The organism is Intestinibacillus sp. Marseille-P6563 (assembly GCF_900604335.1).
GTDB lineage: Bacteria > Bacillota > Clostridia > Oscillospirales > Butyricicoccaceae > Butyricicoccus_B.
This window is the reverse complement of the sequence record NZ_UWOD01000002.1, coordinates 877758-904632: the sequence shown is the minus strand read 5'-3', so window position 1 is coordinate 904632 and position 26875 is coordinate 877758. Positions and strand designations below refer to the sequence as shown.

General features: G+C 56.3%; 27 protein-coding genes and 1 riboswitch. Of the genes, 18 read left to right on the top strand and 9 right to left on the bottom strand.

Annotation, left to right across the window (positions count from 1 at the left end; translation table 11 throughout):
* Positions 1-13: 13 nt before the first annotated feature.
* The 16 genes from uvrC to EFB11_RS12475 all read left to right on the top strand — a co-directional run bounded on the left by uvrC (position 14) and on the right by EFB11_RS12475 (position 18034).
* Positions 14-1876: an excinuclease ABC subunit UvrC gene (gene uvrC / locus EFB11_RS12550; RefSeq protein WP_122790537.1), complete on the top strand. Its 1863-nt coding sequence runs from the start codon at positions 14-16 to the stop codon at positions 1874-1876.
* 1 nt (position 1877) lies between these two features.
* Positions 1878-2447, top strand: coding sequence for a 16S rRNA (guanine(966)-N(2))-methyltransferase RsmD (gene rsmD / locus EFB11_RS12545; protein ID WP_122790536.1), 570 nt, complete (start codon positions 1878-1880; stop codon positions 2445-2447).
* Positions 2444-2929 (top strand): pantetheine-phosphate adenylyltransferase, encoded by a 486-nt coding sequence (coaD, locus tag EFB11_RS12540; protein ID WP_122790535.1) that lies wholly within the window; start codon positions 2444-2446, stop codon positions 2927-2929. Before rsmD ends, coaD begins: the two co-directional genes overlap by 4 nt.
* Positions 2930-2934: 5 nt before the next feature.
* On the top strand, positions 2935-3396 hold the full coding sequence (locus EFB11_RS12535) for a hypothetical protein (protein ID WP_122790534.1): 462 nt from the start codon (positions 2935-2937) through the stop codon (positions 3394-3396).
* A 288-nt stretch (positions 3397-3684) separates the two neighbouring features.
* On the top strand, positions 3685-4101 hold the full coding sequence (gene mraZ / locus EFB11_RS12530) for a division/cell wall cluster transcriptional repressor MraZ (protein ID WP_330510784.1): 417 nt from the start codon (positions 3685-3687) through the stop codon (positions 4099-4101).
* 34 nt (positions 4102-4135) lie between these two features.
* Positions 4136-5083: a 16S rRNA (cytosine(1402)-N(4))-methyltransferase RsmH gene (rsmH, locus tag EFB11_RS12525; protein WP_122790533.1), complete on the top strand. Its 948-nt coding sequence runs from the start codon at positions 4136-4138 to the stop codon at positions 5081-5083.
* A gap of 22 nt (positions 5084-5105) precedes the next feature.
* On the top strand, positions 5106-5576 hold the full coding sequence (locus EFB11_RS12520) for a hypothetical protein (protein ID WP_122790532.1): 471 nt from the start codon (positions 5106-5108) through the stop codon (positions 5574-5576).
* A 111-nt stretch (positions 5577-5687) separates the two neighbouring features.
* Positions 5688-8117 (top strand): penicillin-binding transpeptidase domain-containing protein, encoded by a 2430-nt coding sequence (locus tag EFB11_RS12515; protein WP_122790531.1) that lies wholly within the window; start codon positions 5688-5690, stop codon positions 8115-8117.
* Between the two features lie 13 nt (positions 8118-8130).
* Positions 8131-9576: a UDP-N-acetylmuramoyl-L-alanyl-D-glutamate--2,6-diaminopimelate ligase gene (locus tag EFB11_RS12510; protein WP_330510783.1), complete on the top strand. Its 1446-nt coding sequence runs from the start codon at positions 8131-8133 to the stop codon at positions 9574-9576.
* Between the two features lie 79 nt (positions 9577-9655).
* The gene (locus tag EFB11_RS12505) at positions 9656-11020 is read left to right on the top strand and encodes a UDP-N-acetylmuramoyl-tripeptide--D-alanyl-D-alanine ligase (protein ID WP_122790529.1); all 1365 of its coding nucleotides are present in this window, start codon (positions 9656-9658) and stop codon (positions 11018-11020) included.
* Positions 11021-11023: 3 nt separating this feature from the next.
* Positions 11024-12082: a phospho-N-acetylmuramoyl-pentapeptide-transferase gene (gene mraY / locus EFB11_RS12500; protein ID WP_330510782.1), complete on the top strand. Its 1059-nt coding sequence runs from the start codon at positions 11024-11026 to the stop codon at positions 12080-12082.
* A 43-nt stretch (positions 12083-12125) separates the two neighbouring features.
* Positions 12126-13307, top strand: a complete 1182-nt coding sequence (locus EFB11_RS12495) for an FtsW/RodA/SpoVE family cell cycle protein (RefSeq protein ID WP_243115232.1) — start codon at positions 12126-12128, stop codon at positions 13305-13307.
* 23 nt (positions 13308-13330) lie between these two features.
* Positions 13331-14458: an undecaprenyldiphospho-muramoylpentapeptide beta-N-acetylglucosaminyltransferase gene (gene murG, locus EFB11_RS12490; protein WP_122790528.1), complete on the top strand. Its 1128-nt coding sequence runs from the start codon at positions 13331-13333 to the stop codon at positions 14456-14458.
* 28 nt (positions 14459-14486) lie between these two features.
* The gene (locus EFB11_RS12485) at positions 14487-15506 is read left to right on the top strand and encodes a cell division protein FtsQ/DivIB (RefSeq protein WP_164706765.1); all 1020 of its coding nucleotides are present in this window, start codon (positions 14487-14489) and stop codon (positions 15504-15506) included.
* Between the two features lie 280 nt (positions 15507-15786).
* On the top strand, positions 15787-16905 hold the full coding sequence (gene ftsZ / locus EFB11_RS12480; RefSeq protein WP_122790526.1) for a cell division protein FtsZ: 1119 nt from the start codon (positions 15787-15789) through the stop codon (positions 16903-16905).
* Between the two features lie 184 nt (positions 16906-17089).
* Complete coding sequence (locus EFB11_RS12475) at positions 17090-18034, top strand: magnesium transporter CorA family protein (RefSeq protein WP_122790525.1); 945 nt, start codon at positions 17090-17092, stop codon at positions 18032-18034.
* A 28-nt stretch (positions 18035-18062) separates the two neighbouring features.
* Here the strand turns inward: EFB11_RS12475 and EFB11_RS12470 are convergent, their stop codons facing one another.
* The 9 genes from EFB11_RS12470 to potA form a co-directional block, all read right to left on the bottom strand.
* Complete coding sequence (locus EFB11_RS12470; RefSeq protein ID WP_442906886.1) at positions 18063-18266, bottom strand: helix-turn-helix transcriptional regulator; 204 nt, start codon at positions 18264-18266, stop codon at positions 18063-18065.
* A complete protein-coding gene (locus EFB11_RS12465) occupies positions 18266-18679 on the bottom strand; it encodes a hypothetical protein (RefSeq protein WP_122790523.1) in 414 nt (137 codons plus the stop codon). The genes EFB11_RS12470 and EFB11_RS12465 overlap by 1 nt, the downstream gene beginning before the upstream one ends.
* Positions 18680-18758: 79 nt before the next feature.
* The gene (locus EFB11_RS12460) at positions 18759-18977 is read right to left on the bottom strand and encodes a helix-turn-helix transcriptional regulator (RefSeq protein WP_122790522.1); all 219 of its coding nucleotides are present in this window, start codon (positions 18975-18977) and stop codon (positions 18759-18761) included.
* Positions 18974-19291 (bottom strand): DUF6442 family protein, encoded by a 318-nt coding sequence (locus tag EFB11_RS12455; protein ID WP_122790521.1) that lies wholly within the window; start codon positions 19289-19291, stop codon positions 18974-18976. Before EFB11_RS12455 ends, EFB11_RS12460 begins: the two co-directional genes overlap by 4 nt.
* A 127-nt stretch (positions 19292-19418) precedes the next feature.
* Positions 19419-20816 (bottom strand): alanine/glycine:cation symporter family protein, encoded by a 1398-nt coding sequence (locus EFB11_RS12450; RefSeq protein ID WP_122790520.1) that lies wholly within the window; start codon positions 20814-20816, stop codon positions 19419-19421.
* A 118-nt stretch (positions 20817-20934) separates the two neighbouring features.
* Positions 20935-21027, bottom strand: a riboswitch (glycine riboswitch).
* A 225-nt stretch (positions 21028-21252) separates the two neighbouring features.
* Complete coding sequence (locus EFB11_RS12445) at positions 21253-22278, bottom strand: ABC transporter substrate-binding protein (RefSeq protein WP_122790519.1); 1026 nt, start codon at positions 22276-22278, stop codon at positions 21253-21255.
* Positions 22279-23082 carry an ABC transporter permease gene (locus EFB11_RS12440; RefSeq protein ID WP_243115231.1) on the bottom strand — a complete coding sequence of 268 codons (804 nt, stop codon included), beginning with the start codon at positions 23080-23082 and terminating at the stop codon, positions 22279-22281.
* Positions 23079-23918 carry an ABC transporter permease gene (locus EFB11_RS12435; RefSeq protein ID WP_122791309.1) on the bottom strand — a complete coding sequence of 280 codons (840 nt, stop codon included), beginning with the start codon at positions 23916-23918 and terminating at the stop codon, positions 23079-23081. The genes EFB11_RS12440 and EFB11_RS12435 overlap by 4 nt, the downstream gene beginning before the upstream one ends.
* 8 nt (positions 23919-23926) lie before the next feature.
* Positions 23927-24991 carry a spermidine/putrescine ABC transporter ATP-binding protein gene (potA, locus tag EFB11_RS12430; protein ID WP_122790518.1) on the bottom strand — a complete coding sequence of 355 codons (1065 nt, stop codon included), beginning with the start codon at positions 24989-24991 and terminating at the stop codon, positions 23927-23929.
* A 375-nt stretch (positions 24992-25366) separates the two neighbouring features.
* On the opposite strand from potA, the gene EFB11_RS12425 reads away from it, so the two are divergent.
* Together EFB11_RS12425 and EFB11_RS12420 are read left to right on the top strand one after the other, a co-directional pair.
* Positions 25367-25879: a GerMN domain-containing protein gene (locus tag EFB11_RS12425; protein WP_164706764.1), complete on the top strand. Its 513-nt coding sequence runs from the start codon at positions 25367-25369 to the stop codon at positions 25877-25879.
* Positions 25880-26014: 135 nt separating this feature from the next.
* On the top strand, positions 26015-26809 hold the full coding sequence (locus tag EFB11_RS12420; protein WP_164706763.1) for a DUF4358 domain-containing protein: 795 nt from the start codon (positions 26015-26017) through the stop codon (positions 26807-26809).
* Positions 26810-26875: the final 66 nt, after the last annotated feature.

The window sequence follows — 26875 nt, the reverse complement described above, 5'->3', positions numbered from 1 at the left end:
AGGAGGCAGCGCGATGAGCGAACGATTTGACGAACTGAAAAGCAGAGTGCTGGCGCTGCCGTATGAGCCGGGGGTCTACATCATGAAAAACCGGCAGGGTGAAGTCATCTATGTCGGCAAGGCCAAGGCGCTGAAAAACCGCGTCAGCCAATATTTTCAGAGCGATTCACGGCACAGTCCCAAAACCCGCAAGATGGTGTCCAACATCTGGGACTTTGACATCATCGTGACCGAATCGGAGTTCGAAGCCCTGGTGCTGGAAAACTCCATGATCAAAAAATACAAGCCCAAGTATAACATCCTTTTAAAAGATGACAAGGGCTATCCTTATATCAAGGTCACGACTTCCAAGCCCTATCCGGCGTTCTCCATCGTGTCCAAGCCGCAGGCCGATGCCGACCGGTATTTTGGTCCCTATCCGAGCCGGAGAGCTGCCCGACAGGCCATTGATACCATCTGTGAAGCCCTCAAACTAAAAACCTGTCGCCGGGTGTTTCCGCGTGACATCGGCAAGGATCGGCCCTGTTTGAACCATCATTTGGGCCGCTGCGTCGCGCCCTGCACCGGCAAGGTGCCGCCCGAAGAATACGCGGCCCTGATGGGTGAGGCCATCGCCCTGCTGGAGGGCGATTATAAGCGTCTGGTGCGCGATTTGGAAGCGCGGATGCTGGAAGCTTCCGAGGAATTGCAGTTTGAACGTGCTGCGCTGCTGCGCGACCGCATGAAGGCGGTCAGTGCGCTGGGCGAAAAGCAGAAAGTCGTTGCCGGGTCGTTTGCCGATCTGGACGCACTGGCCTTTGTACAGGGCCAGACCAAGGGCTGTGTGGTGGTGCTGCATTACCTGGGCGGCTCCTTGCAGGACAAGGAATATACCATCATCGACGGCGCGACCAGCGAGGACGCCGGTGAGGTGCTGGGCGCATTTTTAAAGCAATATTATGCGCTGCGGCAGGCGGTGCCCAAAACCGTGCTGCTGAGCGACGCCATTGAGGATATGCCTGCTGTGGCCGATTTTTTGGGGTCGATTGCCGAACGAAAGGTCGAACTGGCCGTGCCGCAGCGCGGCAAGCGGCATGACCTGACCCGTTTGGCGGCCAAAAATGCGGCGGAAGAGATTTCTCGCGTGGAAACCGGGCAGGAGCGGCGACTCAAGTCGCTCGAACTGCTGCAAGGCATGATCGGGCTCGACCATGCGCCCGAACTGCTCGAAAGCTACGATATTTCCAACTTTGCGGGCGCGGATACGGTCGGCTCCATGGTTGTTTTTGAACATGCCCAGCCCAAACGCAGCCGGTATCGCCGGTTCCAGATCGAGCGCGCGGCCCAGGGCCAGGACGACTATGCGTCCATGGCTGAAATGCTCACCCGCCGCTTGCAGCGTTGGAAGGATGGGGACGAAAAATTCACCCCGCTGCCCGATGCATTTCTGATTGACGGCGGCTTGGGGCATGTGCGCACGGCGCAGACCGTGCTCGATTCCTTTGGCGTCACCACCCCGTGTTTCGGCATGGTTAAGGACGACCATCACCGCACGCGCGGCCTGGTCGCGCCCGACGGGCGCGAATTCGGCATCTCGACCGTTCCGGCCGTGTTTGCCCTCATTGGCCGCATTCAAGAAGAAACCCACCGGTTCGCCATCACCTACAACCGTTCGCTGGGCGCCAAGCGCATGCGCGGTTCGACGCTCGACAAGATCGAAGGCGTCGGCGAAAAACGCCGGGCCGATCTTCTCAAACATTTTAAGACCATTGACGCCATCAAGCGCGCCTCGGTCGAAGAACTGCGGCGCGTGGTGCCGCTCAACACCGCGCACGCGGTGTATGACTTTTTCCACGAGGCAGACCCGGCGTCTGCTGCTGAAAACGAAAGGATGTAATATGCGAGTCATCTCAGGAAGCGCACGCGGCTGCAAACTGCATCCCGTGCCCGGTATGACCACCCGCCCGACCACCGACCGGGTCAAAGAATCGGTCTTTAACATCATCCAAACCCATATCCGGGACGCTCGTGTGCTCGATTTGTTCGCCGGCACCGGCCAGCTCGGCATCGAGACCCTCAGCCGGGGCGCGGCCTTGTGCGACTTTGTCGATCAGGACCGAAAAGCGCTGGGCGTTATCCGCAAAAACATCGAGTTGGCGCGTGTGGGAGACCGCGCCCGCGTGCATGCCGGCACGGCGGCGGCTTTTGTGTCCCGCTGCCCCAAGGCCGCGTATGACCTCATTCTGCTCGACCCGCCATACGGCGGAAAAATTCTAAATGATACACTTTTTGCGCTCAATCAGTTTGACATTTTGTCCCCCTCTGGTATAATATTATGCGAAAGCGCGATCGAAGACGAAATTTGCGCACCCTTTGCCCGGGGCCGGGAATACCGATACGGGGCGATTAAAATCACCGTGCTGCACCGTGAGGACAGCACGCCCGAAGAAGAAAGAGAAAGCCTATGAAGATCGCCATTTACCCGGGCAGCTTTGACCCGGTGACGCTCGGACACTTGGACATCATCGAACGCGCGTCAACGTTGTTTGATAAACTGATCGTTGTGGTGATGCACAACGCGGCCAAATCTCCGATGTTCACCGTCGAAGAACGTATGGATTTTTTACGCTGCACGACCAGCCATCTGAATAATGTAGAGGTGGACGGTTTCAGCGGATTGCTGGCCAACTATGCGGCCCAGCGCGGCGCCTGCACCATTGTTAAAGGCCTGCGCGCTATGAGTGACTTTGAATATGAATTCCAAATGGCACTCACCAACCGAAAGCTAAACCCCGATGTGGAGACTGTATTTTTGACAACAAGCGCGAAGTATATGTACCTGTCCTCCTCGATGGTCAAGGACATCGCGCAACATGGCGGAAAGGTTGCCGACTTTGTGCCGGCACAGATCGAGGAAGAAATTTTTCAGCGGATGCGAAAGGATGGATAAGGATCATGGCAACAGTAGAAGAACTGGTCAATAATCTGTACGAGATGGTGCAGGACGCAGGCGCGGTCCCGTTTACCGACAAGTGCATGCTCGAGCGTGACCATGTGCTCGATATGCTGGACGAACTGCGCGTATCCCTGCCGGCCGACCTGAAAATGGCGCAGGACATCGTAGAGAAGCGCAATGAACTGATCGCTGCCGGCAAGCGCGAAGCCGACGCAATGAAGCAGCAGGCGGAGGAAGCTGCCCACACGATGGTCAGCGAAACCGAGGTGGTCAAGGCTGCCCGCGCCAAGGCCAAGGAGATTCTGGGCAATGCAGAAATCCAGGCGCGCGAGCTGCGCAAGGTCGCCAACGACTACTGCGAAGACATCCTCAAGCGCACCGAAGAGTCGGTTACGCTTGGCCTGGGCGAGGTCAAAAAGGCGCGGCAGCGTTTCCGTGATCTTGCTAGCAAAAACCAGTAATTACAGAATTTATCTTACGCAAAATCACACAGAAAATGTACGTATGAATGGACGGGGGTTGCCAAGTGCAGCCCCTGTTTTTTAACGCCAAAAATTCGAACGATAGTTCGAAAACAAAAAATGGTGCATGATTCTGCGGAAACTAACAAGAAAACCGCCTGTATGATTTCAAAAAAGTTATAAGCTAGGGTTGCAAAATGGTGACAAACAGGGTATAATAAATCCAAGGTGGCGAAGAGTGGGGCAAAGTGCACCAAGATGCAAGCCCGAGAAATGGGGGTGGCAGACGTGAAAGGCGAGTTCCGACATTCGATCGACGCCAAGGGACGTCTGTTCATTCCAGCCAAGCTGCGCGACGAATTGGGAGAGCGTTTCACCGTCACGCGCGGCCTGGACAAATGCCTTGCCATCTATCCCGAATCCGAATGGAACATCCTTGAAGAACGCATTCAGGCGCTGCCCATGAGCCGGGCACGTGACTTGCAGCGTTTCTTCTTTTCTTCGGCATTTGATGCCGAGCTGGACAGCCAGGGCCGTATCTTGCTGCCCGCCGGGCTGCGCAAATATGCCGGCCTGGAAAAAGAAGCCGTCATCATCGGCGCGGCCAGCCGCGCGGAGATCTGGGACGCAGGCCGCTGGGCGGCCTATAACGACGCCATCACCGAGGAACGTGTGATCGAAGCCATGGAAGAACTCGGCTTCTGATCCTGCCCGCGATGTGCAAGAGAAAGTGTACAATATGAATTCAAAATCTTTTCACCATATATCGATCTTACTGGATGCCTGTCTGGACGCCTTGTGCATCCGGCCGGATGGCGTGTATCTGGACGCCACGCTGGGCGGCGCCGGGCATTCGCTGGCGCTGGCCGGGCGGCTGGGCCCCGGCGGACGCCTGATTTGCACCGACCGCGACGACGAAGCGCTGGCCAATGCCGAAATCCGGCTGGCACCGGTGCGCGACCGGGTCACGCTGGTCAAAAGCGATTTCCGCAATTTGGACCAGGTGCTTGCGGGCCAGGGCCTTTCCGGCGTGGACGGCATCTTATTTGACCTCGGCGTTTCCTCGCCCCAGCTGGACGAGGCCGAGCGCGGCTTTTCCTATATGCAGGATGCGCCGCTCGACATGCGTATGGACCGGCAGCAGAGCCTGACCGCCTATGAAGTGGTCAACACCTGGAGCCGGGAGGACATCCGCAAAATCTTGTTTGAATACGGCGAAGAGCGCTATGCGCCCCTGATCGCAGCCGCGATCGAGCGCAGCCGCGCACAAAAGTCGATTGAAACCACCGGAGAACTGGTGGACATCATCCGTGCGGCCATGCCTGCGGCCGCCCGGCGTGAAAAACAGCATCCCGCCAAGCGTTCGTTTCAGGCCATCCGCATTGCGGTCAACGACGAACTGGGCGCGGTGCGCGAGGCCATGGGCAAAGCAGTGGATGCATTGAACCCCGGCGGACGGCTGGCGGTCATCACCTTCCACTCGCTGGAGGACCGGATTGTCAAGGACGTATTCCGGCAGGCGGCGCAGGGCTGCACCTGTCCGCCCGATTTTCCCGTCTGTGTGTGCGGGAAAAAGCCGCGCGTGAAGCTCATTGGCCGCAAACCCATCCTACCGTCGGCGCAGGAAGTGCAGGAAAATGCGCGCGCCCGGTCGGCAAAGCTGCGGGTTTGCGAAAAACTCGATTGAAACGGAAAGGGGAGAAACTGGTATGGCAAACACCAAAAGCGTGGTGCAGCAGGACCAGGAACTGCCGAATATGGAATTGCCGGAAGGCGCTGTGGTGCGGGTACACCGTAGAAAACGCAACATCCCGCGTGCGGTCACATTCCCGCGGGTGCTGTTTGCCGTATTGGTATCCGGCCTGTGTATGGCGCTTCTTTATAACAACATGTACCTGACCAGCCTGACCAAGGAGATCGGGGAAAAACAAACCGATCTGGAAAATCTGCAAAGCGAATATGTTTCGCTCAAATCGCGGCAGGAACAGGCGCTGAGCATCGGCTATGTCGAGCAATACGCCCAGGACAAGCTGGGGATGGTCAAGTTGGACCCCTCCCAGATCGAGTACATTGAAATGACCAATCCGGAAATAACCGAAGTTTCGGGTACGGCCACGTTGGGGGACGCGGTTGCAAATTTGATGCGCGGCTTTACCGCCGTGCTGGAATATCTGCGGTAAAGCGCAGAATAAGATGGTACTACGGGAGTGAGAGGTGGTAAACGCTTCTGACTCCCCTTTCTTTGCTTTTTCGACATCGGCCGGCGGGCCGGCTATGGAGGACAAAACGATATGCGGATTCCGAAATTTAGAAGACGCCCCAATACGCAAATGCGCGGCCGCATTGCCGTGCTGATCATCTGTCTGTCGTGCTTGGGTTTTCTGGCCGTGGCGGCACGCCTGTTTTGGATGCAGGTCGTGCGGTATGACTATTATCAGGACAAAGCGCTCAATTTCCAGACCCGTGACGACATCATCGAACCCAAACGCGGCACCATTTTTGACCGCAATATGAAAGTTCTGGCCGAATCGGCGGCGACCGAGTCGGTCATGTTTAACCCCAATGGTCTGTCCGAATGGGTCAAGACCAGGAACAAGTCGGTTAAGGAAGGCGAAGTCGAACTGGATCTCGAACTCGTTCAGCAGCAGGCCGCGCAGATCCTCAGCAACAATCTGAACCTGAGCTATGACAGCGTGCTGGAAAAGGTGCAGCGCACCGACCTGAAATCGATCAAGATTCAGGGCCAGGTCGAAAAAGACATCGTCAACAAGATCTATGAGGATATGAAAGCCGCGAACATCAAGACCGGTTCGAGTAACTCGGTTTATACCACACCGGACACCAAGCGGTATTATCCATATAGTTCGTTTGCATCCCAGGTCATCGGCTTTTTGAATGCCGGCGGCGCGGTTGGCGGCATCGAACTGAAATACGATGAAGAGCTTTCGGGTACCGCGGGCCGCATCGTCCGCGCCCAGAATGCGCAAAACTCCGACATGCCCTATGAATATGAGCAGTATATCCCGGCAGAGGACGGCGCTTCGGTCGTCACCACGCTGGATGAAACCGTGCAGCACTATCTGGAAACCCATCTGGAAACCGGCCTGGCAGACAATCCGCAGGCCCGCGGCGGTGTTTCGGGTATTGTCATGGATGTCAAGACCGGCGAAATCCTAGCCATGGCCAATATGCCCGATTTTGACATCAATGAATATAGCACCATCGAGAAGGACAGCCTGTACTATAATGAACTTTTAACCGAGATTCAGCAATATTTTACCGAAAACGGCCTGAACGGCACGGTGACCGACGAATACCTGTGTGAAGGCAAGTGGGTCGGTCTGCCGAACGGCCTGTCGGACGATCAAAAGAAAGCGATCGACGAACTGCGCACCGAAAAGTTGCAGGCCATGTGGAGAAACCACATCGTTTCCGACACCTATGAACCGGGTTCGACCTTTAAGCTGATGACCGTGGCAACCGCGCTGGAATCGGGTGCGATCAGCGAAGATGACACCTTCTTCTGCGGCGGCGTCATGCACTTCCAGGACTGGGATATCCACTGTCACAACACCAGCGGCCATGGCCAGCAGACGCTGACCGAGGCGCTGATGAACTCGTGCAACGTGGCCATGATGCAGATTGCGGCCAAAACCGGGCCGGATACCTTCCGGGAATACATGGAAGCCTTTGGCCTGACCGAAAAAACCGGCATCGACCTGCCGGGTGAAGTCAATAACGCATCGCTGGTGTTCACCGCAGAAGATATGACCATCCGGCCGACCGACCTTGCGGTATCGTCCTTTGGTCAGCGCTTCCAGGTGACTCCGCTTCAAATGATTACGATGGTATCGGCCATCGTCGATGACGGCAACCTCAAGACCCCGCACATCGTCAAGCAGATTCTCAATGCGGACGGCACGGTGCGCGAAACGATCAACAGCGAAGTCAAGCGCCAGGTAATTTCGGCCGAAACGTCGCAGTTCATGCGTGACGCGATGGAGGCCGTTGTTTCCGAAGGTACCGGTAAAAACGCATACGTTGCCGGCTACCGCGTGGGCGGTAAGACGGCAACTTCGGAAATTCAGGGCCAGCCGGACGATGAAGAGAAACGCTATACGGCATCCTTTATCGGCGTGGCGCCCATGGATGACCCGCAGATCGCAGTTCTGGTCGCGATTCAGGACCTGCCCGAAAGCGCACCCCATGGCGGCGGTGCGATTGCGGCGCCGATTGTAGGCCGTATTTTGTCCGATGTGCTGCCGTATCTGGGCGTTGAGCAGGTATATGACGATTCGGAAGAGGATCGTCGTGAAATCGAAGTGCCCAGTCTGATCGGCCAGACCGAAGACGCGGCAACCAAGGCCCTGACCGATGCAGGCTTCCGCTGCAAGATCGTCGGCGAAGGCGATAAGGTCACCGACCAGGTACCGTCCGGCGGCGTGAAGATCCCGATCGACAGTGAGGTCATCTTGTACATGGGCGGTGAAAAGCCGACCGAGATGATCGAAGTGCCCAACTTGTTGGGCGAGCATCCGTCCACGGCCAAGGACCGTCTGGAGAATGTCAACCTGTATATGCGCCGGACCGGCATCAAGACCAGCCAGACCAACAGCGGTACGATTGCCGTCCAGCAGAACCCGGCCGCAGGCACAAAGGTGCCCATCGGCACGGTCATTACGGTTTCGTTTGAGAACTCGACTGGCGTCAGCGACCGTTAAGAAAAAGGAGATTATGATGAAATTATCCGCTTTGCTGCAAGATATCGATATCCTTCAAAATACCGTTCCGGGTGATCCGGACATTGGCGAGGTGCGCTACGATTCGCGCCAGGTACAGCCGGGCGACCTGTTTGTCGCCATCCGCGGCTACGCCACCGACGGTCATCAGTTCATCGCTTCCGCGCTCGAAAAGGGCGCGGCGGCGGTCGTCTGTGAAGAAGCGCCGGACGGCGTTCCGGCGATTGTGGTCGCCTCGTCCCGTCGGGCGCTCGCGCAAATCGGCGGCAACCGCTTTGGGCATCCGTCCCGGAAGCTGACCATGGTGGGCGTGACCGGCACCAACGGCAAGACCACCACGACCTATCTCATCAAACACATTTTGGAGGCACAGGGCATCAAAACCGGCCTCATCGGCACCAATCAGAACCTGATTGGCGACGAGATCGTGCCCACCGAGCGCACGACGCCCGAATCCTATGAACTGCACCGTCTGTTTGCCCACATGGTGGAGGCCGGCTGCACCCACTGCGTGATGGAGGTTTCCTCCCATTCGCTGGTGCTCGACCGCGTGTATGGCATTGACTTTGCCGTGGGCGTCTTCACCAACCTGACCCAGGACCATCTGGACTTCCACCATACCATGGAGGAATACCGCAAAGCCAAGGCGATTTTGTTTACCATGTGCGACAAGGGCGTCATCAATATGGACGATCCGGCCAGCGAAAAGATGATGCTGGATGCTGCCTGCCCGGTCGAGACCTTCTCGGCCAAACTGGACGCTGCCGACCTGACCGCCAAGGACATCCGGCTGCATGCCGACAGCGTGGACTTTGTCGCGTCGGCCGACGAGGGCATTGCCCGCGTGCATCTGGGCATCCCGGGCGAATTTTCGGTATCCAATGCGCTGGCGGCGCTGGGTACCTGCCGCGCACTTGGTGTGCCGCTCGACAAGGCAGCCGATGCCATGCGTACGGCGCACGGTGTCAAGGGCCGCGCCGAAGTCGTGCCCACCCCGACCGATTATACGGTTTTGATCGACTATGCTCATTCGCCGGACGGCGTGGAAAATATCCTACGCGCGGCGCGCGGCTTCACCAAGGGACGGGTCATCGCCCTGTTTGGCTGCGGCGGCGACCGCGACAAGACCAAGCGCCCCAAGATGGGCGCCATTGCAGCCCGGCTGGCTGATTTCTGTATCGTGACCAGCGATAACCCGCGCACCGAACAGCCCGAAGCCATTGTCGAGGACATTGTGGCCGGCATGCAGGATTCCAAGACCCCGAAGGAGGTCATTGTGAATCGTCCCGAAGCCATCCGCTTTGCGCTGGATATGGCGCAGAAGGATGATACCCTGGTTCTCATGGGCAAAGGGCACGAAACCTACCAGGAGATCAACCACGTCAAGCATCATCTTGACGAAAGGGAGATTGTAGCCGAATATTTCGCACAAAAATTCTGATTTTCCAGGAAAAACGTGCTATCATGTTAGGGTACGCCTGTAAAGGGCACAACCTGCATATTTGGGGTGGAGGATAAGAATGGAGAAATTTACACTCAGCGAGGCGGCTGCCTGGACTTCGGGCCGCGCCGTAGGGGAAGCCGAAATTGCGTCGGTGTCCAAAAACACCGACGAGATTGGAGAAGGCTGCCTGTTTCTTGGCATCAAGGGCGAGCGGTTCGACGGACATGATTTTATCCCCAAGGCGATCGAAAACGGCGCCGTGGCGGTCATGAGCCACCGCAAGGACGAAACCTATCCGGTTCCGGCACTGTATGTGGACGATACCCGCCAAGCCATTTTGGATTTGGCCGGCGGATACCGGGATCAGTTTGAATGCCCGGTCGTGGCCATCACCGGTTCGGTCGGCAAGACCACCACGCGCGGCATGACCGCGTCGGTGCTGTCGCAGCGGTATGACACCTGTGCGACCAAGGGCAACCTGAACAACCAGCTTGGTCTGCCGCTGAGTGTATTGACATTGGAACACCATCACGATGCCGCTGTGTTTGAAATGGGCATGTCGGGCTTTGGCGAAATCGCCTCCATGGCCGACTGCGCCAAGCCGAACATCGCAGTCATCACCACCATCGGCACGTCGCACATCGAGTTTTTGGGCTCCCGCGAGGGTATCTGCCGTGCCAAGATGGAGATTTTGCTCGGCCTTGCCGCCCGGGGTGGCATTGCGGTCTTAAACGGCGACGAGCCGCTTCTCTGGGACAAACGCGACGAGATTTTCGGCCGAAAAATCTGGTTCGGCACCGAAAATCCGGACTGTGACGTGCGCGCGAAGGACATCGTACAGACCGAAGATGGCGTCAAGTTTACGTCCGTGACCCCGGACGGGGAATTTGCCGCGCAGCTGCACCTGCCGGGCACGCACAATGTCGGCAATGCACTGGCCGCGATTGCGGTTGGCTTCCTGCTCGGTCTGGACGGGGAGGAGATCGCCGCCGGACTGGACGCTTTCCAGCCCGAAGGACGGCGGCAGAAGCTGTATGCGAAAAACGGCTTTACGATTTATGAGGATTGTTACAACGCCAGCCCGGATTCCATGAAAGCCGCGCTCAAGGTGCTCGGCACACAGACCGGACGGCGCTTTGCTGTGCTCGGCTCCATGCTCGAGCTGGGTGACTATGCCGCAGAAGGCCACCGAGAAGCGGGCCGGGCAGCGGCACAGAATGCCGACGCGGCCTATCTCTATGGCGTGCATGCGTCCGATATGGCCGAAGGCGCACGCGAGGGCGGCATGAAAGAGGAGAACATTCAAATTTTTGACAGCCATGAGGCGCTGGCCGCTGCGCTGCGTGCTGCGGCGCAGGAAGGGGACGCGCTGCTCTTTAAGGGCAGCCGCGGTATGCGCATGGAGCAGGCGCTTGGACTGTTTCTGGGGGAGGAAGTTTAAAGCATGACACCGATGATGATTCCCGTTTTGGCGGCTGTGATCGCGTTTGTCGTGACCGCCGTGCTGGGCAAGCCGGTCATCCACTGGCTGCGTAAGATGAAGTTTGGCCAGAAGATTCTGGAGATTGGCCCCAAGTGGCATATGAACAAGCAGAACATCCCGACCATGGGCGGCTTTATGTTCATGATCGGCATTGCGGTGAGCGTGCTCGTTATGGGCGCATATCTGTTCTTTGGACAGGGCAGCGTGTCGGGCGACACCGCCGCGCAGGGGGCAATCACCCGGTTTGGGTGGCTGCCCGGCCATGGAGCGGTCTATTTTTCGGTGCTGCTCATCGCGCTGGCATATGGTCTGGTCGGCATGATTGATGACTGGGCCAAAATCAAGAAAAAGCAGAACGCGGGCCTGACCCCCATGCAGAAGCTGCTGCTGCAAATCGTGGTAGCGGCGGTCTTTCTGTCCCTGCTGCGACTGACTGGTGGCTTAACCGGCAACGTGTGGATTCCGGGCGCGAATGTGACCATTTTGCTGCCGTGGGTGGTTTATCTCATTTTGGCGATTGTGGTTGTGGTCGGCTGCGACAATGCGGTCAACCTGACCGACGGCATCGATGGCCTTGCGGCCAGCGTGACCGTTCCGGTGGCGATTTTCTTCACCGCAGTCGGCTATCGGCAGGGCAACGCGGGCGTAACCGTGTTCGCCGCCGCACTGGCAGGCGGTCTGCTCGGCTTTTTGATCTTTAACTTTAACCCCGCCAAGGTCTTTATGGGCGACACCGGTTCGCTCTTCCTGGGCGGTGCGGTCGCCGGACTGGCATTTGCGTGCGATATGCCGCTGATCCTGATCCCGGTGGGCCTGATTTATATTGTGGAAACTTTGTCGGTCATGCTGCAGGTCACCTATTTCAAGGCGACCCATGGCAAGCGTTTGTTCAAGATGGCGCCCATCCACCATCATTTTGAGATGTGCGGCTGGAGCGAACGCAAGATCGTTGGTATTTTTACACTGATTACCATTGTGATGTGCATCCTGGCGTGGATGCTGGTACAGGGCGTGCTGTAAAGTGCGTGACCCGCGGCGCGCCGGATGGGAAAGGAACGGTTTCATGCCCAGACAATCGGTACAACTTTACGAACCGGAAAAGCGCGCGCCGCAGCCGGTCAGCAAGCCGCGCAGCACGGGACATAAGATGGACCTGAGCACGCTCATCATGATCATCCTGCTGATGATCGTGGGACTGATCGCGCTGTTTTCGGCCAGCTATCCCACGGCGCTGTATAAATACGGCAAGCCTTTGATGTTTCTCACCAACCAGAGCATCTTTGCTGCGGTCGGCTTAGCGGCCATGCTGTTTATCTCTAAGATCGATTATCACATTTACGGACGTTTTCAAAAGCATCTGTTTATCCTGGGCGTTGGATTGTTGGTGCTTGTGCTCATCCCTGGGGTGGGTGTCAACCACAACAACGCTACACGCTGGCTGAATGTCCCCGGTTTGGGCGAATTTCAGCCTTCGGAGATTATGAAGACCGGCGTTATCATCTCGTTTTCTTATTACGCCGCCAAGGCGGGGCCTAAAATTCGCACATTTCGTTATGGCATCCTGCCCTTTTTCTTTGCTCTGGCAGTCATTGCAGGCCTGCTGTACTTTGAACCCCACCTTTCGGCCACGATGATTATTTTGGGTGTAGGCCTGTGCATCCTGTTTGTTGCAGGCATTAAAATCTGGTATTTCTTCCCGCTGGGTGCAGCCGCAGGCGGTGCGTTTGCCGTCGCTTATAATACTCCCATGTTTGCCCACGTGCGCGACCGTATCGCCGTATGGCTCGACCCGTTTATCGACCTGACCGACAAGGGCTGGCAGGGCGCTAACAGCTTTGTCGCCATTGGGTCGGGCGGCTTTTGGGGCCTGGGGCTTGGCCAGGGCCGGCAGAAGCATCTGTACTTACCCGAACCGCAGAACGACTTCGTATTTTCCTCCTGGTGTGAGGAAGTCGGCTTTGTGGGTGCCGTGCTGGTCATGCTACTCTTTGCTTATCTGATTTACCGCGGATTTTATATCGCGCGCAACAGCAAGGATAAATTCGGCTGTTTGCTGGCCGTAGGCATCACGTCCAAGCTGGCGATTCAGACCCTTGTCAATTTGTTCGTTGTATCCGGCCTGTTCCCGGTTACGGGCGCAAGCCTTCCGTTTTTCAGCTATGGCGGCACAGCGTTGCTCGTTCAGCTGGGGGAAATGGGGATTCTACTCAATATATCACGCCACATGACGCGCGAAAGTTCTTAAAGTCGCGCGGGAGGGGGACCTTTATGAAACTGTACATCACCGGCGGCGGCACCGGCGGGCATGTCACGCCCGGTCTGGCGATCGCGCGCTATTTTCAGCAAAAGCGCCCGGATACCGAGGTGCGTTTTGCCGGGACATCCAAGGGCATTGAATCCAAGCTGGTGCCGCGGGAAGGCTATCCGCTGGATATTCTGGAGATCACCGGCCTGCGGCGCTCGATGAGCCCGAAGGCCATTGGGCACAACTTAAACGCGATGTATCAGACCCTGACGGCGCAGAACAAGGCCAAAAAGCTGCTCAAGACCCATCGGCCTGACTGCGTGATCGGCTGCGGTGGGTATGTCAGCTTTCCGATCGTGTCGGCCGCGCAGAAGATGGGCATTCCGACGGTATTGCTGGAAGTCAACGCCCTGCCCGGCGTGACCACCAAGATGCTGGCCAAAAAGGCCAAAAAGGTGCTGATCTGTTTTGAGGAAGCCCGCGCCTTGCTCGGCGGCGGGGATAACATTTTTATGACCGGTTCGCCGGTGCGCACCGAAATCGTGTTTGCCGACCGCGAACGCGCCCGTAAGAAATGCGGCCTTACGGAAAACGACCGGATGGTCGTATCGTTCTGGGGCTCCATGGGCGCCAAATACATGAACGAACATATGGCGGATATGCTCGCCTGGGAAGCCAAGGAAGGCACGACCTTCCGGCACGTCCATGCAACCGGTTCGGCGGCCTATCGCTGGCTACCGCAGATGGTGCGCGACAAGGGCGTCGAACTGGAAAAGCATCCGAATATCCGCCTGACCGAATACATTTACGACATGGCAGACCAGATGGCGGCAGCCGATCTGATCATCTGCCGCGCCGGGGCCGCGACCATTGGTGAATTGTGCGCCCTGGGCCGCGCCAGCATTATGGTGCCGTCGCCCTATGTGGCCGAAAACCATCAGGAAAAGAATGCGCGTGCGCTGGAAAAGGCAGGCGCTTGCCAGGTGCTTCTAGAAAAAGAAGCAAGCGGCGAAAAGCTACTGGCCATGACGTCGGCCCTGCTCGCCGATGATGCAGGCCGTCAGGCGATGGCAAAGCAAGCGGCCAAGCTGGCGACCCTGGATGCAGGGGAAAAGATTTATCAACACATTCTCGAGGCGATCGGTTCCTGACCGCCTGCTTGCAGGACAGGAGGAGAGCATGAGCAAAAAACGAGCACGCCCCCGTCGGCAGCGCACGCTGCCGCCTGGGAATCAGCCGGCTGTGGGGCAACAAATGCCGCCGGACGGCGCGCCGATGCAGCAGCCTGTCCAGGCCGATCGTCCGGCCGCCAAACCGCGCAAAAGGCGCCGCAAAGTCCCGGTGCAGCAGTTATCCCGTTCGGAACGCCAGCGCCGGCAGGTCAAGCGTAGCTTCCGGCGGAAGGTGACCCGGCGACTGGTCTTTTTGCTTTTGACGCTGGGCATGGCGTTTTTGGCAGTTACGATTTTCTTCCGGGTCAATACCCTGGACATTACCGGCACCCCCCACTATTCTGCTGAAGAGATTTCCAAAGTGCTGGGCGTGGAAAAAGGGGACAACCTCTTTACCTTCCGCACGGGCGCATTGGAAAAAAAGATTTTGAAAAAATATCCCTATTTGAGTGATGTATCGGTCGAGCGGCAGCTTCCCGATACACTGGCCGTCAAGGCGACCGATGCGGTGCCGGTTGTGGCGCTGGATATGCAGGGCGGTGGATATTTTCTGGCCGATGCCGATGGCAAACTGCTGGAACAGACCGCCCAAATCCCGGAAGGGGTGGCCAGTGTCACGGGCGTGATCTTGAGTGACGCGACCCCCGGACATTTTTTGTCCAGCGAGGATACCGACCGCGCTGCACCGCTGATCGCGCTGACCCAGGCACTGGAAAAGCAGAAGATGATCAGCGACGTCGATTTTATCAATGTATCGGCGCTGTATGATGTGCGTTTCAGTTATCAGGGCCGCCTGGATGTGCGGCTGGGCGAAACCACACAGTTGACCGAAAAGCTGCGTATGCTGGAACGCATTGTGCAGGACGAGCTATCGCCGTCGGATGTCAACATTGTATACCTGAGCGACCCGACCACCGCCTATTGTCCGCCCACCACGCCCGATCAGATCGAACAGTCGGCGCTGCCGATTGCGGAAGAGATTCCGACGACCGAACTGATCGAACCGGCAGCAAGCGGGTCTTCTTAAGGCATAAAATGGGCCGAAAAAGGGAAAACCAAGTGAAAAAAACAGGGGCTTCTAGTCAAGTCTGCCGCATTTGAGAAATACAGGGCGGCTGCCTTCTGCATTTTCAACAATTTTTCTTGATTCCGGCAATTTTTGTTGCAAAATTCGGCGCGAAGATGTAAAATTATAACGATAGGGCATCGCGCCCTTTTTGCACCCTTTTGCGACACCAAAGCGGAGTTTATCAGCTTTTGATTGGGATATATTTGATCAGGACGAAAAGTAACGGAGGACGGCAAACATGAGCTTTAAATTCGAAGAGACCATGGATAATGTGGTAAATATTAAAGTAATCGGTATTGGCGGCGGCGGCAACAACGCAGTCAATCACATGATTACGAGCGGCATGCAGGGCGTGGAGTTCATTGCGATCAACACGGACAAGCAGGTGCTCAACCACTCCCAGGCAGGTACCAAAATCCAGATCGGCGAAAAGCTGACCAAGGGCCAGGGCGCAGGTTCCAATCCGGCCATCGGCCAGAAGGCTGCCGAAGAAAGCAAGGACGAGATCACCGCAGCACTCGAAGGCGCGGATATGGTCTTCATCACCGCCGGCATGGGCGGCGGCACCGGCACCGGCGCAGCGCCGGTCGTTGCGGAGATCGCACACAACATGGGCATCCTGACCGTTGGCGTTGTGACCCGTCCGTTCAGCTTTGAAGGCAAGAAGCGCATCGATCAGGCGCTCCAGGGCATTGAGGCGCTGCGTGAAAACGTCGACTCCCTGGTCATCATCCCGAACGAACGCCTGAAGCTGGTTTCCGACCAGAAGATCACGTTCAAGAATGCATTCGACATCGCCGACAGCGTTCTGCGTCAGGCGGTATCCAATATTTCCGACCTTATCACCGTACCGGGCTTCATCAACCTGGACTTCGCAGACGTTACCAGCGTCATGAAGGATGCCGGCTTTGCACACATCGGTACCGGTAAGGCTGCTGGTAAGGAAAAGGCTGCCGAAGCTGCCAAGATGGCGATTTCCAGCCCGCTGCTGGAAACCTCGATCGAAAACGCCCGCGGCGTCATTCTTTCCATCATCGGTTCGGACGACATCGGTCTGGACGAAGTCGAAACCGCAGCTGGTATGGTACAGCAGGCAGCGCATCCGGACGCACACATCATCTTCGGTGCTTCGATCGACGAAGAGCTGGATGACGAACTGCGTGTCGTTGTCATTGCAACTGGCTTTGACAAGGTGCCGAACTCGGCCGTTGGTCCGGAGGACAACCAGGCAGGCGCTAGCCCGTATGCTGGTGCACGCGGCAAGGCAGAGAAGGATGCCAAGGATAAGGACGCAGCTGCATCGGCTGACCCGTTCCAGGCAATTATGGACATCTTCAACCACAGCAATACGCTGTAATCTACATATTTTGCAACCAAACAGCCCTTTCAAAAGAAGGGCTGTTTTTACCGCTACGAATAGTGAGTTTCAAACAAAGGGGGTATCGCGCCGTGAGTGCTGATCCTGGTAGTAGACGAAAACAGAATCGAACAAACGGCGGGATGCGCTAATTTTGCAGTCTGCCGTTGGAAAGGCGGACGCTATGATTGAATACTTCAAGACAATGGCTGGGCGTGTTGTGCCCATCAAAGGCCCGGAGCACGGCTGCTGGATCAATGTCGTGCATCCAACTTCGGAAGAACTGAGCCGCATCATCTCGCAAACGGGCGTGGAAGAGGACTTTGTGTATGCAGCCCTCGACCCGGAAGAGAGCTCGCGTGTGGAGATCGAGGACGATCAGGTCCTCATGATCGTGGACATTCCGACCGTGGAGAAGGAAAAGGAAAATGACGAAGGCAGCCAGATTTTTGGTACCATCCCAATGGGCATCGTCATCCTGTCCGGCACGGTCATCACCATTTGCTTGCAGGACACGGTCATCCTGCGGTCGATCGCCGAAGGCGCGGTCAAGGACATCCATATTTCGCTCAAGGCACGGTTTGTGTTCCAGATCCTGCTGCGCGTAGCTGGACGGTTCCTGAAAAATCTGCGCTTAATCGAGCGCGACTTTACTAAAATCGAGAAAAGATTGTATGACTCGCTCAAAAACGAGGAGCTCATCCAATTGCTTGGTCTGTCCAAATCGCTGGTTTACTTCTCCGCATCCCTCAAAGCCAACGAAGTGACCATGGAAAAGGTCCTGCGCGGGCGGGTACTCAAGCTGTACGAGGACGACCGCGACATCCTCGAAGACGCCCTGATCGAAATTCGACAGGCGATCGAGATGTCAAACATCTACTCGAGCATTTTGGCGGGCACCATGGACGCCTATGCGTCGGTGGTATCCAACAACCTGAACATCATTATGAAGGTGCTGACGGTCATCACCATCATCATGACTATCCCCAATATCATCTTTGGCTTCTATGGTATGAATATCGAGGGCAGCGGTTTGCCGCTGGCGGCTTTTTGGTGGCTGCCGGTGCTGCTCGCTGCATTGGGCATGACAGGTGCCTGGCTCTATCTTAAGAAAAACAATCTGAACTGAAAAAACGCTGGCATATGCCAGCGTTTTTTTATTCTTCAAACGAAAAGAGGTCTTCCACCGTCACGCCAAACACTTTGGCAATATCCATTGCCAGCTTGAGAGAGGGGTTATATTGCCCCTTTTCCAGTCGGCCGATGGTTTCCCGCCGCACGCCGACGAGTCCCGCCAGCGTGGCCTGGTCCATATCCCGCGCAGCGCGGAATTCTTTGATGCGTGTTTTTAACATACGAATTACTTCCCAAAGCGTTCATAAAGTAAGAAAACGCCGTCGTGCAGGCAATTGATCGCTGCGAACAGCAGAATGATTTGGCTGCGGGAAACGCTCAAAACATCCCAGCCCCACTTGCCGCCAAATAGCACATACAGGGCAAACAGGAAAAACACCAGTTCAAACAGGGCAGAGTTGGCGCGGTAATTGTTGTAAGCTGCACGTTCGTCCGGCCGTTCGATCCGGGAGCTCACGGTTGTGTAGACGATCACAAAAATGGTCGCGATCAGGAGCGCTGTAATGCCAACGCGCACGGCAAACGGCAGGCCACGTACCGGAAAATGCAGGGCGATGGTCTGGAACAAGACCACGATTGCCCACGCGATTGTGCTGGAAAGCTTGGCCTGTGTCAGGGTGAGTTTGGGAAAGAGAGTCATGACAATCGACCTCCTTGTGTGATGTATTTGTATCTTTGTGAGATAAATATATCACATAAGAAAAAGACTGTCAAGCACGTTACTCAAAATAAAACAACTCTTCAAAGCGTTTCTCCAGGGCTAGACACAGCAGGAGCGCAAGCTTGGCGCTGGGGCAGAATTGCAAATTTTCAATCGAACTGATCGTCTGACGGGATACCCCGACCATCTGCGCCAAATCTCCCTGACTTAGACGCTTTTCGGCGCGTGCCATCCGCAGCCGGTTTTGCAGGATCAGGTTATTTTCCCGTTCGCTCATAGAAATACACTCCGCACATACATACTTAGGTAGTATACCAGCATCAGCAGGGAAAAGATGCCGGTCACACACTGGACTTTGCGGCGGGTATAATAGAAATCCACAAAGCAGGTTGTGGACAAGTATACCCAGTATAGAATCAGGATCTCCGTGATTTTACGGCCATGCAGACCGCTGACCAGCATCAGGGCAATTGCGGACAGGGTAAAGGCCACGGCACCGATTGCGCTGGCGCGGTTTTGAAAATATCGTTGCCCTTCGTCGGTCTTTCCGGCTTGGGCCTGGGCGCGGGTGAGAATTTCCTTGCGATCCATGTAAAGCATCTCCTTCCAATTGGTATGCCCTTAGTATAAAGTACACTTTACTTTATGTCAAGTATACTTGTCAAAATGGTCAAAGAAAAGGCCGCAGTCTAATGGACTGCGGCCCGGTGAACAAGGCTTACTTTTTCTTGTTGAAGAAGGACAGGTTGTTATCCTTGAGCACATCGCCGCCCTTAGCAGCCCGGGATACGATGCCCGAAAGCGCCAGCAGCGCGATGAGGTTGGGGAATACCATCAGTGCATTGAACAGGTCGGACAGGTTCCAGACCAAATCGACCTTGAGCGTGGAGCCAAGAACGACGAATACGACGACGATAGCGGCATAGATCTTGGTCGCCTTTGCGCCAAAGAGCGCTTTGACGTTGGTTTCGCCGAAGAAGTACCAGCCGATGATGGTCGAGAATGCAAAGAACAGCATGCAGATGGCGATAAAGACATTGCCAAACGAGCCGAAGGCCGACTGGAACGCTGCCTGTGCAAGCTGGGTGCCCTGCAAACCGCCTTCCACACCAGCCTGAAGCTGGCCCGAGGTGAGGATGACCAGAGCGGTCAGCGTCAGCACGATGAAGGTATCGATGAATACACCGATCATGGCGATAACGCCCTGATCCTGCGGCTTTTCTACCTTAGCCAGCGCATGGGCGTGGGGGGTGGAACCCATACCGGCTTCGTTGGAGAACAGGCCGCGGGCAACACCATAACGCATGGCTTCGCGTACCGAGATACCGACCGCGCCGCCGAGCACTGCCTGCGGGTCAAAGGCTGCGACGAAGGTCGACTGGATGGCGTCGAGCAAAACTGCACGATTGATGATCAGAATGATCACACAGCCAATGATATAGAATACCGCCATAACCGGTACTAGCTTTTCGGTGACCGAGGCAATGCGCTTGACGCCGCCCAGGAAGATAAAGCCTGCAATCACAGCCACGACGATACCGATGGCCAGCTTCGGGATGCCAAACGCCGTGTGGCAGGCATCGCCGATCGAGTTGGACTGCACCATATTGCCGGTAAAGCCCAGCGCAAAGATGATCGCCAGCGAGAAGAAGCCAGCCAGCGCCTTGCCGAATTTGCCGGTAAAGCGTGCCTTGATGTAGTAGATCGGGCCGCCGGTTACATGACCGGTCTCATCGGTGGTCTTGAACTTCTGAGCCAGAATGGCTTCGCCATAGATGGTGGACATGCCGAAGAAAGCGGACAGCCACATCCAGAAGATGGCGCCCGGGCCGCCCGAATACAGAGCGGTTGCACAGCCGGTGATGTTACCGGTACCGACCTGCGCGGCAATGGCGGTGGTCAGAGCCTGGAAGGAGGACATGCCTTCGTGGTCAGCCTTTTTGCCGTTGAGCGAAAAGCCGCCGAACATACGACGGAAGCCTTCGCCGAACTTGCGCACCTGCACGAAGCGGGTACGCACGGAGAAGAGGATACCGGTGCCGACCAGCAGATACAGCAGCAGATTGTTCCAGACAAAGCCGCTGATGGTGCTGACGGTTTGCGCTAATTGATCCATAGTTTTGCTTTCCTTTCTACCCCACCGACAAGCAAAGAAAAAGCCAAATCATGCATGCATGATTTGGCTCGGAAATCGTTGAAACCCCCACAGGACGTGTAAAAACGTCCGGAAATCGTTACGATACTCTGTCCTTTTGCCTGAGAGATTCACGCGCTTTCGCGCGCTTGCACCTTCGGCACCCATCCTGGGATTCTCCAGAGCCACATCCGTCCATAGTCGCTGCCCGGCAGACCCGGGCACCTGAGAGTGTTACTCCTTCGGCGGACGCGGTGCGCGTCCTTTTCCTACGGACTTCGTTTGTCGGTATGTTTTTCTGTTAGATACGATACCACAGCCGGGCAGGACTGTCAAGATAAATGAAAACAGTTTGTTAAAAGTGACCGCAAAAAGTGCCTGATATCCGGGCAAATCGCCGGGATACAGGCACTTTTCCTCAGGTCAAAATCCAGATCCACAGATCGGAATAATATTCGTTGATCTCCTCGGGAAGGTTTTCAAACGTATCGGTCGAATAGGCGGTCACATCCGGATAATACAGCGGGTCATTCTGCACATCCGCGGGTGCGTTTTCGTACACTTCGCGCTGCGGGCTGGAATAACCGATGTATTCCCAGTTTTTCTGCGCCGCTTCGGTCGAGCACAGGAAGTTGATGAACTTTTCTGCGCCCTCAACGTTCTGCGCATTGGACGGGATGCACATGGCGTCTACAAACAGGTTGGTGCCCTCCTGGGGCACGTAAAACGCCAAGTCCTCGTTTTCCTCGATCATGGTCACCGCATCGCCGTTGTAATAGGGCGCGGCGACGATTTCTTCGCTGGGCAGCTTTTCCAGAATCTGATCCATCCAGATGCCCTGGAACAAAGGCTTCTTTTCCTTGAGAAGAGCAGCCGCCTGGTCGAGTTCCTCTTTGTTGGTGGTGTTCTGCGAATAGCCCAGATACTTGAGCGCCAGACCAATCGCGTCGCGCGGATTGTTGAACATGGCGGTCTGGTTCTGGTATTTGGGGTTCCAGAGCAGGTCCCACGAGCCAATATCGGCCTCATCAACATACTTGGTGTTGTACACCACGCCGACCACGCCCCAGGTATAAGGCACCGAATATTTCTGCTCGGGGTCAAAGGCCAGATGGGTGTATTTTTCGTCAATCAGAGCCATGTTGGGGATATGGTCATAGTTGAGCGGCTGCACCAGCCCTTCGTCGATGAAGCGGGATACCGCGTAATCGGACGGGATGATGACATCATAGCTGGTGGTCTGGATGCGGGAATACAGGTTTTCGTTGGAGTCAAAGGTATTATAGACCACATCGATGCCGGTTTCTTCCTCAAACTGCCGGATGAGGTCCAAGTCGATATATTCGCCCCAGTTGTACACGTTGAGCACCTGCGCGCTGCTTTTACCACATCCGGGCAGGAGCAGCGTGCCGCACAATAGGGCAAAGGCAAGCAGACGTTTCATTTAGCCCGCCCCCTTTCGCTGCGCCGCTTCCCGGCGCTTTTCTTCGCGGGCCTGCCGCACATTGACCGCAATGAGCAGCACCAGCACGAACAAAAACAGCAGCGTGGACACGGCGTTGATCTTGGGCGACATGCGGTGACGGGTCATCGAGTAGATGACCACCGACAGCGGCTGGCTGGTCGTGCCGGCGGTAAAATAGGACACCACGAAATCGTCCACCGAGATGGTGAAGGCCATGATGGCGCCCGTGATGATGCCCGGACGGATTTCGGGCAAAATCACCTTGCGCAGCGCCTGCCGGGGCGTGGCGCCCAAGTCCAGGGCAGCTTCGTATGAGTTTTTGTCCAGCTGCCGCAGCTTGGGCATGACGTTCAAAATCACATACGGTGTGCAGAAGGTGACGTGGGCCAAAATCAGCGTCAGATAACCCTTGTCCAGCCCAATGGCGGCAAACAGCAGCATGAAGGTCACGCCCATGATGGTGTCCGATGAGCTCATCGGGATGGAGTTGACGGTCAGGTACGCCGACCGCGTGCGGCGGCGTAGGTTGTGGATACCGATGGCAGCCACGGTGCCGATCAAAGTGGCGATCGCGGCCGATACCACGGCCACAAGCAGGGTCACATACAAGGAATGCAGCAAATCAGCGTCCTGGAACAGTTCGATATACCAGCGGGTGGTAAAGCCGTTCCACAGGATGCGCGATTTGGAGTCATTGAACGAAAACAGCATGAGCACCAAAATGGGTGCATACAGGAAAATAAAGATGACCACCAGATAGAAGTTCTGCAAGAATTTTTTCACAGCAGCAGACCTCCTTCCTCGGAAGAGCCATCGTCAAATTTGTTCATCAGGAACATACAAACAAAGATGAGCACCATCATCACCAGCGCAATGGCCGAGCCCAAATGCGGGTTGTAGGCATTGCCCATGAATTGCAGGTCGATCAGGTCACCGATGAGCAGATACTTGCCCGAGCCGAGCATCTGGGACATGATGAATGTGGACACCGCGGGGACAAATACCATGGTCACGCCCGAAATGACACCGGGCAGCGACAGCGGAAAAATGACCCGGCGGAATACCAGCCGGGGCGGCGCGCCTAAGTCCTGCGCGGCCTCAATCAGCTTGTGGTCAAGCTTGATGAGAATGGTGTAAATGGGCAGCACCATAAAGGGCAGGAAATTATAGACCATGCCCAGGACCACGGCGCCGCCGGTGTTGATGAGCGGAATATAGTCGAGCGAATACCCAAAGGCATTTTGCAGCAGGGAAATGAGCCCGATGTGCCGGAAGAACTGATTTAAAAACCCGTTGTTTTCCAGAATGGACATCCAGGCATAGGTGCGCAGCAGGAAGTTCATCCACATGGGCAGCATAATGAGCATCATGCACAGGTTTTGCCGGCTTTTGGACAGGCGGCTCATCACATAGGCCATCGGATACCCGAGCAGCAGGCAGACGGCCGTGGAAAGCAGCGCCAGCCAGAACGACCGGCCAAAAATCGGCAGATACCCGATGATCTTTTGGAAATTGGCGACCGTAAACGCACCCGATTTGTCGGTGAAAGCATACACGGCCACCAGGAGGATGGGCACCACAATGAAAATTCCCATCCATACCCCATAGGGGTAAGCCATCCATTTTTTCAACCCTCTGCCTCCTCCGATGCACTGTGCGGCTTGTGCATGATGTGGATGTCCGAAGGGCCAATCGTCAGCCCCACCGTTTTGCCCACCGGCTCGGCCTGGGTGGAATGCACCATGAACGTAAAATGTTCGCTGCGGATCATCATTTCATAGTGGACGCCCTTAAAGACGATCGATTCCACCACACCTTGCAGCTGGCCGTCGCCCGGATAGACCAAGCGGATGTCCTCGGGACGGATGACCACATCCACCGGCGCGTTGTGCCCAAAGCCGCCGTCCACACAGGCAAACAGATGGCCGCAGAATTCGACCTCCCGGTCGGCGGGCATCATGCCATCCACAATATTGGACTCACCGATAAAGTCCGCGACAAAGGCGTTTTCCGGTTCGTTATAGATGTCGGTCGGCGACCCAACCTGCTGGATGACGCCCTGGTTCATGACCACCACCCGGTCGCTCATGGTGAGCGCTTCTTCCTGGTCGTGGGTGACGTAGATAAAGGTGATGCCCGTGGACTGCTGGATGCGCTTGAGCTCGATCTGCATGTCCTTGCGGAGCTTGAGGTCCAAGGCGCCCAGCGGCTCGTCGAGCAGCAGCACACGCGGTTCGTTGACCAATGCGCGCGCAATCGCGACGCGCTGCTGCTGGCCGCCTGACAGGCTGGTGGTGTCGCGCGTTTCAAATCCGCGCAGGCCGACCAGTTCGAGCATTTCGGCCGTTTTGCGGCGGATGGTCTTTTCATCCACCTTTTTGATGCGCAGACCAAAGGCGATGTTCTCGGCCACGTTCAAGTGGGGGAACAGGGCGTAACGCTGAAAGACCGTGTTGATCTCGCGCTTGTACGGCGGCACATCGTTGATGCGCTGGCCGTCAAAAAAGACATCGCCCGCGTCCGGCGTGACAAAGCCGCCCAAAATGCGCAACGTGGTCGTTTTGCCGCAGCCCGAAGGGCCAAGCAGGGTCACAAATTCGCGGTTGCGGATGGAAAGGGAGATGCCCCGCAAGATGGGTTCCCCATCGAATTGTTTTTGAATATTGCAAAGATCGACCAAATTCCGGTTCAATCTGTATCATCCTCCCGTTTGTACAAACTAAATCATCTTACATATTAAAAGTATCTGCGCGGAAAGTCAACATAAACCGTCGGAAAACCGCCGAAAATATCCGATTTCCCCGAAATTTGCGAAACTGGGAAAGAATCTTCCATGTGGAACAGCTTGTACACAAAATGTAAATTTATTTTAAACCGCAAGCAAATGACGCGCCGTCTGCAAACCGATTGTGTTATAATGGCCACAAGCTGCCGCAAAACGACCGGATTCCGCGCAACCGGACAAAGGGTCCCCGCTTCCAAAAGCGGGGGCAGCTGTGGTATAATATAGAAAGACAACATGGGCAGCCTGCGGCCGTCCATACCGTGTTTGGAGAGGTGGTTTTTTATGAAAGCAAGGATCGTAGCACTCATCTTGGCGCTGGGCCTTTTGACGGTGACCGGTTGCCAGTCGGCCGCCGCCCCGGCGGCCAGCTCGTCGGGCGGGACGAGCGCGGCAGAAACCGTGGAATACGAAGAAGTCACGCTGTATGTGCCCAACAGCACCGCTGACGGTCTGGAAGAAAAGACCGTACAGGTGGAAAAGACTGATGCACCGGTCGAAGAACTGGTGCAGGCACTTGTCGGCGAAGGGGCGTTGCCCGCGGGCAGCGAAGTGAAAAAGTGGTCGTCGGATGAAGCCGACCCGCCGGTACTGAAACTGGATCTGAACGCAGCGTTTGCCGGTGGCATCCTCAACCAGGGCACAGCGGGCGAAACCTTGATCTTAGCATCGCTGGTCAATACGATCTGGGCTTATTATGAGCCTGCCGAGCTGACACTTACGGCAGAGGGCGACCCGGTCGTAACCGGACACAATATCTATGATACCCCGTTTACCAGCCCCATGACCCTCGGATAAATCCAGACAGCACGCACATCCGTTTTTTGGATGTGCGTGCTTTTTTTATGACAAGAAAAAATATTTCCGCACTTTGGGGAACCTTTTTCGATGCCTGCCGTCTATACAGACAGAATCAAAAAGGAGAGTTTGCAGATGAAAAAGAAATTTGCTTTTGCACTTGCACTGATGATATTGCTGACCAGCCTGACCGCTTGCGGTTCCAAGGGAAAGGATGGTGCCTCCTCATCGGCAGACGATGCGGCCGTATCCAGTGAGGTATCCTCGGCAGAGGGTGGTGCATCGTCGTCGGGTGCAGCGTCCAGCCAAATCGATGTACAGGACCCGGCGGCATCCAATCCGGCGGGCTCGCAGACGGCTACCACGCCGGAAGCGACCACCCCGCAGCAGCCGGCAGGCAATGGCGGCGCCGCAGCAGGGCAGACCACGCAGCAGCAGCCGGCAACCCAGAAGCCGTCCACGGGCGGCGGCACTTCGTCCGGCCAGACGGCTAAGCCCCAGCCTCAGCCGCAGCCGACCCCGCAGCCTCCGGCAACCGAGAATAAGGGCCCGGCCGTATCCGATGTTGCCAGCGCCGTCGAAGGCGCACTGGCGCCCGAAGGCCAGATGATGAGCCTAACTGACAGCGATCTGTCGTCGCTCTATGGTCTGGATTCGTCGTCGGTCGAAGGCTTTGTGGGCAAGGTACCCATGATGAACGTCAAGGCGACCGAATACCTGGTGGTCAAGGCGGTATCCGGCAAGGCCGAAACGGTTAAGAACGGCATGCTCAAGCGCCAGGCCGATCTGGATGCGACCTGGAAGCAGTATCTGCCCGAACAGTATGAACTGGTCAAGAATTACAAGCTGGTCACCAATGGGGACTATGTCCTGTTCGCCGTGGGCGAGAATGCACAGGCGGCTGTGGATGCGTTCAACAGTGCGACCTGATTTGTTGATTGCGGCAATCCGATGAAAAGCACAGGGCGGTTTGGACCGCCCTGTTGCTGTGTTTGA

Coding starts and splice junctions, on each gene's coding strand:
- EFB11_RS12495 (WP_243115232.1), top strand. CDS start 12,126: ATGCCCAGACAATCGGTACAACTTTACGAACCGGAAAAGCGCGCGCCG.
- EFB11_RS12425 (WP_164706764.1), top strand. CDS start 25,367: ATGAAAGCAAGGATCGTAGCACTCATCTTGGCGCTGGGCCTTTTGACG.
- EFB11_RS12535 (WP_122790534.1), top strand. CDS start 2,935: ATGGCAACAGTAGAAGAACTGGTCAATAATCTGTACGAGATGGTGCAG.
- EFB11_RS12510 (WP_330510783.1), top strand. CDS start 8,131: ATGATGAAATTATCCGCTTTGCTGCAAGATATCGATATCCTTCAAAAT.
- EFB11_RS12520 (WP_122790532.1), top strand. CDS start 5,106: ATGGCAAACACCAAAAGCGTGGTGCAGCAGGACCAGGAACTGCCGAAT.
- EFB11_RS12505 (WP_122790529.1), top strand. CDS start 9,656: ATGGAGAAATTTACACTCAGCGAGGCGGCTGCCTGGACTTCGGGCCGC.
- coaD (WP_122790535.1), top strand. CDS start 2,444: ATGAAGATCGCCATTTACCCGGGCAGCTTTGACCCGGTGACGCTCGGA.
- uvrC (WP_122790537.1), top strand. CDS start 14: ATGAGCGAACGATTTGACGAACTGAAAAGCAGAGTGCTGGCGCTGCCG.
- EFB11_RS12455 (WP_122790521.1), bottom strand. CDS start 19,291: ATGGATCGCAAGGAAATTCTCACCCGCGCCCAGGCCCAAGCCGGAAAG.
- rsmD (WP_122790536.1), top strand. CDS start 1,878: ATGCGAGTCATCTCAGGAAGCGCACGCGGCTGCAAACTGCATCCCGTG.
- murG (WP_122790528.1), top strand. CDS start 13,331: ATGAAACTGTACATCACCGGCGGCGGCACCGGCGGGCATGTCACGCCC.
- EFB11_RS12420 (WP_164706763.1), top strand. CDS start 26,015: ATGAAAAAGAAATTTGCTTTTGCACTTGCACTGATGATATTGCTGACC.
- rsmH (WP_122790533.1), top strand. CDS start 4,136: ATGAATTCAAAATCTTTTCACCATATATCGATCTTACTGGATGCCTGT.
- EFB11_RS12450 (WP_122790520.1), bottom strand. CDS start 20,816: ATGGATCAATTAGCGCAAACCGTCAGCACCATCAGCGGCTTTGTCTGG.
- EFB11_RS12465 (WP_122790523.1), bottom strand. CDS start 18,679: ATGACTCTCTTTCCCAAACTCACCCTGACACAGGCCAAGCTTTCCAGC.
- EFB11_RS12445 (WP_122790519.1), bottom strand. CDS start 22,278: ATGAAACGTCTGCTTGCCTTTGCCCTATTGTGCGGCACGCTGCTCCTG.
- ftsZ (WP_122790526.1), top strand. CDS start 15,787: ATGAGCTTTAAATTCGAAGAGACCATGGATAATGTGGTAAATATTAAA.
- mraY (WP_330510782.1), top strand. CDS start 11,024: ATGACACCGATGATGATTCCCGTTTTGGCGGCTGTGATCGCGTTTGTC.
- EFB11_RS12485 (WP_164706765.1), top strand. CDS start 14,487: ATGAGCAAAAAACGAGCACGCCCCCGTCGGCAGCGCACGCTGCCGCCT.
- EFB11_RS12435 (WP_122791309.1), bottom strand. CDS start 23,918: ATGGCTTACCCCTATGGGGTATGGATGGGAATTTTCATTGTGGTGCCC.
- EFB11_RS12460 (WP_122790522.1), bottom strand. CDS start 18,977: ATGAGCGAACGGGAAAATAACCTGATCCTGCAAAACCGGCTGCGGATG.
- EFB11_RS12515 (WP_122790531.1), top strand. CDS start 5,688: ATGCGGATTCCGAAATTTAGAAGACGCCCCAATACGCAAATGCGCGGC.
- EFB11_RS12475 (WP_122790525.1), top strand. CDS start 17,090: ATGATTGAATACTTCAAGACAATGGCTGGGCGTGTTGTGCCCATCAAA.